Source organism: Cupriavidus sp. 05N40, from assembly GCF_056397305.1.
In genome coordinates, this window is record NZ_JBFTND010000255.1 from 1 (window position 1) to 9,082 (window position 9,082).

Annotated in this window: 10 protein-coding genes and 1 pseudogene; 5 read left to right on the forward strand and 6 right to left on the reverse strand. The window is 62.6% G+C overall.

The window, feature by feature from the left end:
* From AC1DO7_RS36340 to AC1DO7_RS36350, 3 genes and pseudogenes are all read left to right on the forward strand, one after another.
* Positions 1-193: pseudogene (locus AC1DO7_RS36340) on the forward strand (sulfite exporter TauE/SafE family protein); the annotation flags it as partial.
* A gap of 176 nt (positions 194-369) precedes the next feature.
* Positions 370-1,056 (forward strand): SOS response-associated peptidase, encoded by a 687-nt coding sequence (locus AC1DO7_RS36345; protein ID WP_441624204.1) that lies wholly within the window; start codon positions 370-372, stop codon positions 1,054-1,056.
* Positions 1,057-1,178: 122 nt separating this feature from the next.
* Positions 1,179-1,886, forward strand: a complete 708-nt coding sequence (locus tag AC1DO7_RS36350) for a GntR family transcriptional regulator (protein ID WP_441624202.1) — start codon at positions 1,179-1,181, stop codon at positions 1,884-1,886.
* Between the two features lie 114 nt (positions 1,887-2,000).
* On the opposite strand, the gene AC1DO7_RS36355 is transcribed toward AC1DO7_RS36350, so the two are convergent.
* Both AC1DO7_RS36355 and AC1DO7_RS36360 read right to left on the reverse strand, forming a co-directional pair.
* A complete protein-coding gene (locus AC1DO7_RS36355; protein ID WP_441624200.1) occupies positions 2,001-3,023 on the reverse strand; it encodes an LLM class flavin-dependent oxidoreductase in 1,023 nt (340 codons plus the stop codon).
* A gap of 303 nt (positions 3,024-3,326) precedes the next feature.
* Positions 3,327-4,010, reverse strand: coding sequence for a glutathione S-transferase family protein (locus AC1DO7_RS36360; protein WP_441624196.1), 684 nt, complete (start codon positions 4,008-4,010; stop codon positions 3,327-3,329).
* Between the two features lie 233 nt (positions 4,011-4,243).
* Between AC1DO7_RS36360 and AC1DO7_RS36365 the strand changes: the two genes are divergently transcribed.
* Positions 4,244-5,167: a LysR family transcriptional regulator gene (locus AC1DO7_RS36365; RefSeq protein WP_441624194.1), complete on the forward strand. Its 924-nt coding sequence runs from the start codon at positions 4,244-4,246 to the stop codon at positions 5,165-5,167.
* A 288-nt stretch (positions 5,168-5,455) separates the two neighbouring features.
* Here AC1DO7_RS36365 and AC1DO7_RS36370 read toward each other — a convergent pair whose 3' ends face one another.
* From AC1DO7_RS36370 to AC1DO7_RS36380, 3 genes are read right to left on the reverse strand one after another with little or no spacing between them, the layout of a single operon-like run.
* Positions 5,456-6,088 carry a glutathione S-transferase family protein gene (locus AC1DO7_RS36370; protein ID WP_441624192.1) on the reverse strand — a complete coding sequence of 211 codons (633 nt, stop codon included), beginning with the start codon at positions 6,086-6,088 and terminating at the stop codon, positions 5,456-5,458.
* A gap of 12 nt (positions 6,089-6,100) precedes the next feature.
* Positions 6,101-6,847 carry an SDR family NAD(P)-dependent oxidoreductase gene (locus AC1DO7_RS36375; RefSeq protein WP_441650419.1) on the reverse strand — a complete coding sequence of 249 codons (747 nt, stop codon included), beginning with the start codon at positions 6,845-6,847 and terminating at the stop codon, positions 6,101-6,103.
* A gap of 49 nt (positions 6,848-6,896) precedes the next feature.
* Positions 6,897-7,643, reverse strand: a complete 747-nt coding sequence (locus AC1DO7_RS36380; RefSeq protein ID WP_441624188.1) for an SDR family NAD(P)-dependent oxidoreductase — start codon at positions 7,641-7,643, stop codon at positions 6,897-6,899.
* Between the two features lie 149 nt (positions 7,644-7,792).
* On the opposite strand from AC1DO7_RS36380, the gene AC1DO7_RS36385 reads away from it, so the two are divergent.
* Positions 7,793-8,695, forward strand: coding sequence for a LysR family transcriptional regulator (locus AC1DO7_RS36385; protein ID WP_441624214.1), 903 nt, complete (start codon positions 7,793-7,795; stop codon positions 8,693-8,695).
* 189 nt (positions 8,696-8,884) lie between these two features.
* Here AC1DO7_RS36385 and AC1DO7_RS36390 read toward each other — a convergent pair.
* Positions 8,885-9,082, reverse strand: a 198-nt coding sequence (locus AC1DO7_RS36390; protein WP_441623863.1) for a hypothetical protein, incomplete at its 5' end; no start/stop codon positions are given.

Sequence of the window (9,082 nt, forward strand, 5' to 3'; positions counted from 1 at the left end):
GTACAGCCGGGATCGGAGCTTCACCGTTCTCATCCGCCATCGAGCCTTTGCGGCGATGATGGCAGTGGGATCCATTCTTGGCGCGTATCTTGGTGGCAGATTGCTGGGCATCGTGCCGACGACTGTGCTGCTACCCCTACTCGCAGCGATCCTCGTCGTCTCCGCGGTGAAGGTCTGGCGCCACGCCTCCTGAGCGGCCAAAATCGTACTCGGAAGGCCGTTGTATCGCATCGCCCGGATCCTCGAGACCTTCCGCAAGGAAATCCGCGGCGAGCCTTGCATCGAGGAGCGCGAAGCCTGGCTGCGGGACTTTTTTGGACCACCGAATCAAGGCGCTTACACTCGCAAGAGAAACGGAAGGGACTAACCATGTGCGTCAACTACGCCCCGATCCAGCGCCAGGTGCTACGCGACATCTTTGGCATCGAGCCGCCGCCCGCGGAGTGGAAGGCCGAAACCTGGCCAGACTACCCCGCGCCGATCATCCGCGCGACCGAGGGCGGTGGTCGCGAATGCGCGGTCGCATCGTTCAGCATGGTGCCCAAGGCAAAGATTCCACCTGGTGCCCGCTACTATCCAACTGCGAACGCGCGCTTCGAGACGATCGGCAAGCTGAGTTCATTCGCCAAGCACTGGAAGGCCGGTCAGCTCTGCCTGATACCGGCGACATCCTTCTATGAGCCCAACTGGGAAACTGGCAAGGCGGTGCGCTGGCGCATCAGCATGGCGGACGGCGAGCCGTTCGCTATCGCAGGTCTCTGGCGCACCTGGCCGGATGGCGCCATCAGCTTTACGATGCCGACGCTCAACGCGGATAGCGACCCTCTCATGCGCCGGTTCCACAAGCCAGGCGACGAGAAGCGCGGGATTGTGGTCTTGCCGCGCGACACCTGGGCCGACTGGCTGTCATGTCGAGACCCCGAGATTGCCAGAACCTTCCTGCGATTGCTCCCGGCAGAGTTGATGGATGCCGAGCCGGCCCCCGTCACCCGAAATAAGGCCGCGCCCTCCGCACAGACAGACGATCGTCCCGGGGCGAGCGCGGAGCTGTTCTGACCCCGGAGAGGCTATTTCCCCTTCGGAGGGTTGTTCGGTGCTCCATCGACTCGAATTCCTTCGAGTGACCGCAGGTCGAGGCAAAGTAGTAGGCGCGAGAGCATGATCTGTGTCTGCTCGATGTGGTCTTCGATCTTGAAGCGCTCTTCTTCCGAGAGCGCTCCCCTGCCAATTGGCAGGTTGTATTCGGGGTCAGCCGTGCGCCAATCCGGGAGGCGCTCCTCAAGCTTGAAGGGGAGGGACTGGTGGAAACGCAACCGCGCCGTGGCGTGGTCGTTACGGTCCTGTCCACCGAAGACTTCGAGGAAATTCTGGCCATGCGCATGGCGTTGGAATCCCTCGCCATAGAGCACGCTGCAAAACATTTCACGCCGGAAGATGCCCAGGCCGCGCTTGCGATTGTCGAGCAGGGGCGCGTTGATATGCGCGCTTCACCCAGTGCGGATCCCGGCAAGGAATTTGACTCGAGATGGGGCGATCTGAATAGCGCCTTCCACCGTCGACTCTATGAGCCAGCGCGCTTGCCGCGCCTTCTCGCCAGCATCGAAAACCTCCAGCATCTGTTTATTCGCCATTTGCGAATGCGCATGCGCACCGCCGGAAAGGACGCTCCAGGCGACAGGGAACTTATGGGATCGTTGCACGAGAACTCAGAAGCCAACCTACAGGAATGGGCAACCGTCCTGGATGAGCATGAGCAAATGGTCCTGGCCTGTGCGCGTCACGACGCGCCGGCAGCGATCGCAGTGCTCAAGCGCCACATTTCCAGCCATGGGAGCGAATTGGTCAAGCGCATACGGGAAAGCAGCGCGAAATCTGCCTCCAACTAGGAGCGAGCAGGCGTTGCTTCGCGAGGCTTCATAGTTCATAGAACCGAACGACCGTAGTAGTCCATACAGCACAGCTTTGCGGGTCATATGCCTGCTTCCCATAGGTGAACGCCATTAGCGCCAGCCGAGGCCGGGCGCGACGTGCGTGAGAATCGATTCGATCATGTGCGCGCAATATTTCACACCCAATTGGTTAGGCACGGTGAGTAGCAACGTATCGGCCGCCGCAATTGCCTCGTCCTTTGCCAGTTCCGCGATAAGGACATCAGGTTCAGCGGCGTAATTTCGGCCAAAGATCTTTCTAACATCGTCGTCAAGAAAGCCGACGGTGTCGTTGCCCTGAGTGCCGCGACCAAAATACATCCGGTCCTGGTCGTTCACGAGCGCGAAGATACTCCGGCTGACCGACACCCGCGGCTCTCGTGTATGCCCAGCCTCTTTCCATGCATCACGGTAAGCGCGAATCTGCTCTGCTTGCTGGATATGAAGCGGACGGCCCGTCTCGTCATTCTTCAACGTTGAGGTCTGAAGATTCATGCCCATCCTCGCGGCCCACACCGCCGTTGCGTCGGAGCCTGAACCCCACCAGATGCGGTCGCGAAGTCCATCGGAATGCGGTTCGATTCGCAAAAGGCCCAACGGGTTGGGAAACATGGGCCTCGGATTCGCCTGCGCAAAGCCCTTGCCCCGCAGCACCTCATAGAAGACTTCCGTATGGCGGCGCGCCAGGTCAGCATGAGTCTCACCCTCGCCAGGCGCGTACCCGAAGTGGCGCCAACCGTCGATAACCTGTTCGCCTGAGCCTCGGCTGATACCAAGCTGCAGACGTCCGCCGGCAATCAGATCGGCTGCCCCGGCATCTTCCGCCATATAGAGCGGATTCTCGTAACGCATGTCGATGACACCCGTTCCGATTTCAATCCGACTGGTTCTTGCTCCGATCGCTGCGAGAAGCGGAAATGGAGATGCAAGCTGTTGCGCGAAATGATGGACGCGGAAGAAGGCACCATCCGCGCCCAGCTCCTCGGCGGCGACCGCCAGGTCGATGGATTGCAGAAGCACATCCGCCGCCGTCCGTGCCCGCGAATTCACGGAATCGGCCCAGTGGCCAAAGGAGAGAAAGCCAATCTTTTTCATAGTGATAGACGCGGCTATTTGGGCCGCTTCTCAARGACATCCTTGACGATACGGAGCGCGCTAGAGTCGCCGGACCAAGCCGTGTAGAGCGCCAGTTGGGTCATGCCTTCCGATGCTTGCGCCCGGGTCAGCCCGTTGTTCATTGCTCGGTTCACGTAGAAGGCCAATAATTGTGGGCCACCTCCCCGCTCGGCCGAGAGACGATGAGAAAGGTTAAGCGCCGCCGCGACTATCTTCATCGGTCCGCGGCATGCCGGCCCCGGCCGTTTGCGGGCGGACAGCGTGGGCGTTCTCGCGGCCGGCCTAGACTGTGAACGAAGCGTTCTGAGGGAACAGGGCGCGCCGGGTTTCTTCGTCAAACTCGGATTTGAACTGGAGTTTTTCCTTCAGAGCCAGGGCACGGACGGCCGCTGGGCGTGCCGAGATTTCATCGATCAGACGCTTGACGTGCGGATAGTCCGTCAGACCCTTCTCGCCGAAGATATAGCCGGCGTAATTAGCCCAGCCCCAGAGTGCCATGTCGGCGATCGAATAAGTGTCGCCGGCGAGATACTTTGAGTCGGCGAGACGCGCATCGAGAACACGGTATTGGCGCTCGACTTCCTTCAGATAGCGGTGACGCGCATACGGCAGGGGTTCCGGCGCATGGTGCTGGAAGTGCACGGCCTGACCGGAGAATGGCGACAGGCCGGTCGCGACGAACAGCAGCCAAGAGAGCATCGCTGCATGCTGCGCCGGCGCGGACGGCATAAACTTGCCGTGCTTTGCACCCAGGTGCAGCAGAATGGCATGGGAATCGAATACAGCGACACCATCGTCGACAATGGCGGGCACTTTGCCATTCGGATTGATCTTCAGGTATTCCGGTTTGTGCTGCTCTCCCTTGAACGTATCGACAGCAACCAATTCGAATGGAGTTTCAAGCTCCTCCAACAGGAGCGCGACTTTGGTGGGATTGGGCGTCGGGTGGAAGTAAAACTGAAGCATGATATTTCCTCGATAGGGACATGAGATCAAGCGCAGCGCTGCAATGCTCTGCGAATCCACTCGGYAACCGACGCGATCCTCGGTACTACGCCTTGTATCGCAGGCAGGGCGGGCAAGTGAATCGCGAGCCAGTTGCCTTTGAGGCGGCTCCCGGATCGCGTAGAGAGATGGTGAACCGAAAGCCTTGATTTGCCGTACGATCTGCCCGATGGATACGTTCGACGGGATCGCACATGTTGTCTGACGACGAATTGGCCTTGCTGGAAGCCATTCGCGAAACCGGCAGCCTGTCGCGTGCGGCGGCGCGGCTAGGTAAGGCGCCGTCGACGATTTCGCATGCGGCGCGGCAACTCGAGGCGCGCTTCGACGCACTATTGTTCGATCGCCGCCACTACCGGGTGCAGTTGACGCCCGCGGGCCAGGTGCTCGCCGATGAAGCCGCGCGCCTGACACTCGACATGTCGCGCGTGACGCAACGCGTGCGGCAGATTGCGAGCGGCTGGGAAGATCGGCTCTGGATCGTCACCGACGAGATTATCGAATTTGAATTGCTGATGCCGGTGGTGCGCAGCTTCGACGCGCTAGATTCCGGCGTCAAATTGCGCTTTACGCACGAGGTCCTGGGCGGCACGTGGGAAGCATTGCGCGACGGGCGCGCGGACCTGATCGTCGGCGCGACCAATGAGCCCCCGGCGGTTCCCGGACTGCGCTGGTTCGAGCTCGGCGTGATTGAGTGGGTATTCGCAGTGGCGGCTCGTCATCCTTTGGCACGCGCTGAAGCACCGCTTGAGCGCGAGCAACTGCGCGCGCATCGGTCGGTAGTAGTAGCCGATTCGTCGCGCACGACAGCGGGACGCGCTTATGGCGTGATCGGTGGCCAGGCCATGCTAGCCGTGCCGAATATGCAAGCGAAGATACTCGCGCAGCGCGACGGCCTGGGCATCGGCTGGCTGCCGCGTCATCGCGTCGCGTCGTTGCTGAAAGATGGCAAACTGGTGGAGAAGGCGACAGCCGATCAGCGCGAGCCGACTGTGTCGTATGTCGCTTGGCGCGGCGATCGCGAGGGGCGCGCGTTGCAATGGTGGCTGGAACAGTTGCGGCACCCGCGCCTGGCCAGTCGATTGGTACACGGTGTGGATATGGCAATTGGCGCGTGAGGCGCGCGTGAAATGCATGCTTCTATACGGACTGCGCTGCGTATCGTGGGATCGTACGTGCCGCACTGGACGATAGGGTTTCGTGCGCGGTACGGCTGACAGCGGCGGGGAACGGGCCGGCCTGGCGGCATGATCTTAAGGTGCTCGCGAAGAAACACCACGTTCTTGCCGCCAAGCAGCGCGGCTCTTGTGGAAGGCATAGTGTTTCCCTAAAAAGAAAGCCATCCGAAGATGGCTTGGTGAATCGTGCCCGGCAGCGCAGGTCAACGCGCCGCTGCGGACCCAGCCTTACGCCGTGGCACTGGGACGGGCGGAGACGATCTCATGCCACCGCTTTACCGCGACATGTGTCTCGGGCACCGGCATCGCCAGCGCCTTCGTCGCGAAGTCGACGGCAGCGAGCGCGGTGATGTCGGCGGCGGAGAAGAGATCCCCCGCGACGAACGCGGCACGATCCAGTTGCGCCTCGATGTCGTCGTAGAAATTCGCGACCCGTTGCTTGCTGCGCTCGACCAGCGCCGGGATCTGGTCGTACCCATGCGGGCCGGAAATTGCGCGCCCTTTGAGTCCCGCGGCGGCATTGCGAACGCCCTCCATCACGGCGGCGAACCCCTCGATCTCCATGCGCCGTTCCCACATCGCGACGACGGCCTTGTCTACCGCCGTCGTGCCATACAGCGATGGCAGCGCATGGGCATCGTCGAGATAGCGCATGATTGTCGACGCCTCGCCGATGACCGTACCGTCGTCGAGCACCAGGGCCGGGACGACGCCGCGCGGATTGATCGCGCGATAGGCTTCCGAGAGTTGCTCCCGCGTGCCGAGATCGACCGGCACGAGTTCCACTTCCAGTCCCTTTTCCGCAATCAGCATCCTGACGCGACGCGAGTTTGGCGAGCCGTTGGCATGATAAAGCTTCATTGATATCTCCGATTAGAGTTTCGAGCCGCCGTCGACGCGCAGCGTCTCGCCGGTAATCCATCGGGCCCGGTCGGATGCGAGAAACTCGATCGCCGCGCCGATGTCGTCGGGTTCGGCCATGCGTTTGAGTGCCTGCATGCCGAGCGTGAAGGCCCTGCCCTCCTCGCTCCTGGCGAAGCTGGACATCTCGGTCGGCACCACGCCAGGTGCCACCGCGTTGACGCGGATGCCGCGCTCGCCAAGGGCCGAGGCGAAGTGCTTGACGAGCGTGTCGATGGCGCCCTTGGTTGCCGAATACGCCGGCAGCGCGCCCACGGCGGCATGCGCCGCGAGCGACGACAGCAGCACCACGCTGCTGCCTTTGCACATGACCGGCAGCAACTGCTGGACGAGGAAGAACGGAGCCCGCACGTTCACCGCGAACAGGTCGTCGAAGTCTTCCACCGTGGTCTCCTCGATGGTCGCCGCGCGCGAGATTCCGGCATTGGCCACGAGGATGTCCAGCCGGCCACCGATAACTGCGCGCGCTCGCTGTGCAAGCGCATGGGGACCATCGTGAGCACGCAGGTCGGCGGCGATCTTCTCGGCCTTCCCGCCGAATGCGTGGATTTCGGCGACGACCGCATCCGCGTCGCGCGCCGCCTTTCCGTAGTGAACCAGCACCTGCGCGCCGGCCCTGGCCAGCGCAAGCGCGCTGGCGCGGCCGATGCCTCGCGATGCGCCCGTCACGAGCGCGGTCTTACCAGTCAGCGTGTTCATGATCTGTGACTCCCTTGTTCAGTTGTTCCGAGAATGCGCATCGCGTGTATCAGCCGGCGGTCTTGCCGCCATCGATGGTGAGAATCTGGCCGGTGACAAACGTCGCGCCTGCGGACGCGAGATAGATCACGGCCGCGGCGATGTCTTCCGGCTTGCCGAGGCGAGCCAACGGTACGCCACTGGCCAGCGCCGCTTTGTTCTCGGGCGTCCCCGTGAAGCGGTCGAGCATGCCGGTTTCGGTGGGTCCGGGTGCCACTGCATTGACGCGCACCCCGGTGCCAGCGACTTCGAGTGCCGCCGACTTGGTGATGCCTTCCACCGCATGCTTGCTACCCGCATAGACCGCGGCATAGGCCGCGCCTTCGTGACCATAGGTCGACGAGATGTTGATCACGACCCCGGAACGCTGCGCCGTCATGACGCGAAGCGCGTGCTTGAGGCTCAGCAATGTGCCCAGCACATTCGTGTCGAACGTGGCCGTATAGCTTTCCGCGGTCTGTTCGGTCAGCGGGCCCGGCCGGCCTTCCGTACCGGCATTGTTGACGGCGACATCCAGACGGCCGAAGCGGGACACGGCCTGATCGACCAGATGGCGCACTTCCTGGTCGTGGCGCACATCGGCCTGCACGAAGAACGCATCGGCGCCGAGCTCGCGTAGTTCGGCTTCGAGTGCGGCACCTTCGGCGGGCCGGCGGCCCGAGACGACGAGATTCACGCCAGTGCGAGCGAATGCAAGCGCGGTGGCACGACCGATGCCGGTCAGTGCGCCAGTGATGAGAACGACGGGACTGCTCATGGGAAACTCCTGTAAGGTATCGCTGTCCAGCATGGATAAGGTTGCGTGGACAGTGGAACGGGGTTGCTGCAGGGACCAATCTAGGGTCTTCCGGCGCCCATGAAAAAGACTTTGTAAGCTTGTGGGCATGCCTGCCAGGCATGGGGCTGATGGAATTGAGACATCTTCGGTACTTCATCGCGGTCGCGGAAGCCGGCAGCCTGACCGAGGCCGCGGCCAATCGGCTGCATACTTCGCAGCCCTCGCTAAGCCGGCAGATCCGCGATCTCGAGGAGCAGGTCGGCGTCGAATTGCTGCGCCGCAGTGCGCACGGCGTGGCGTTGACGGATGCAGGCCAGGCCTTTATCGACCATGCGCGGCTGGCCATGGCACAGGTCGACGCCGCGGTGGAAGCGGCCCGCCGCGCGGCACGACCTGCCAAGCCGCGCTTTGCACTCGGCTTTCTGACTGGCCAGGAGATGACATGGCTGACGGACGCCATGCACTTGCTGCGCGCAGAGCTGCCGAATATCGAGGTGAGCGTATCGAGCGACTACTCCACGGAACTGGCCGCCGCGGTGGCCCATGGCAAGCTCGACGTCGCCTTCATGCGCGCCGAGCCCGGGTACGACCTCGAATACAAGGTCATTGCCCAGGAGCCGCTGGTCGTGCTGATGCCGAGCGACCATGCATTGACCGCGCGCGACGCGCTGCGTGCGGAGGATCTCCGCAACGAGCCGTTCATCGCCATGGGAGACAAGGCGAAGGTGCTGCGGGGGGTCGTCGATGCTTATCTGGCCAGTTCGGGCGTCGAGGTCGAGATCGCGCAAAGCGTCGATAATCCGGCCATGGTGATGTCGCTGATCGCATCGACCCGCGGCATGACGCTAATCCCGGCTTATGTGGAGAACCTGATGCCGTGGTCGGTGGTCAGCCGGCCGCTGACGGGCGAAATCCCGACCATTGATCTCGTCGTCGGGTATAGCCCGAGCAATGCCGCGCCAACGCTTGCGCTGTTCCTGTCCCGGCTCGATGAACTGAGATCGAGGATCGCCGGGCGCGCCGGACAGTGAACGGCGCCGATTCCCGGGGTGCAAGCGCATGCCAGGGCGCGCAATACCGTGCAATCCTTCGGCCGGGGCACTGGTAGTTGCCAAGCGGGAAGATCCGGCACTGCGTGTCTGGACGCAGTGCCGGCTGTCAAAGCCACAGGTCACGACCGTGGAAACCGCAGGGTTTCCACGAGGCGCGACGCGTGTCGCTCAGACCTTGGCGTGGGTAGCAGCCCATTGCGAAGGATTGACATCGATAGCCAGTCCGAGGCCGGAGCCGATCACGCCGACGTTGTTGAGCGTGTTGACGTTGATGCTCTGCAGCTGGGCGATGTTCTGGTTGACGTTGACATTGACGTTGGCCACCGGGCCCAGTCCCTGCATCCAGGTGTTGGCGCCGCCGCGCAC

What these genes read in the sequence shown, in the direction of transcription:
- AC1DO7_RS36345 (WP_441624204.1), top strand. Translation starts at nt 370, where the DNA reads ATGTGCGTCAACTACGCCCCGATCCAGCGCCAGGTGCTACGCGACATC.
- AC1DO7_RS36355 (WP_441624200.1), bottom strand. Translation starts at nt 3,023, where the DNA reads ATGAAAAAGATTGGCTTTCTCTCCTTTGGCCACTGGGCCGATTCCGTG.
- AC1DO7_RS36360 (WP_441624196.1), bottom strand. Translation starts at nt 4,010, where the DNA reads ATGCTTCAGTTTTACTTCCACCCGACGCCCAATCCCACCAAAGTCGCG.
- AC1DO7_RS36365 (WP_441624194.1), top strand. Translation starts at nt 4,244, where the DNA reads ATGTTGTCTGACGACGAATTGGCCTTGCTGGAAGCCATTCGCGAAACC.
- AC1DO7_RS36370 (WP_441624192.1), bottom strand. Translation starts at nt 6,088, where the DNA reads ATGAAGCTTTATCATGCCAACGGCTCGCCAAACTCGCGTCGCGTCAGG.
- AC1DO7_RS36375 (WP_441650419.1), bottom strand. Translation starts at nt 6,847, where the DNA reads ATGAACACGCTGACTGGTAAGACCGCGCTCGTGACGGGCGCATCGCGA.
- AC1DO7_RS36380 (WP_441624188.1), bottom strand. Translation starts at nt 7,643, where the DNA reads ATGAGCAGTCCCGTCGTTCTCATCACTGGCGCACTGACCGGCATCGGT.
- AC1DO7_RS36385 (WP_441624214.1), top strand. Translation starts at nt 7,793, where the DNA reads ATGGAATTGAGACATCTTCGGTACTTCATCGCGGTCGCGGAAGCCGGC.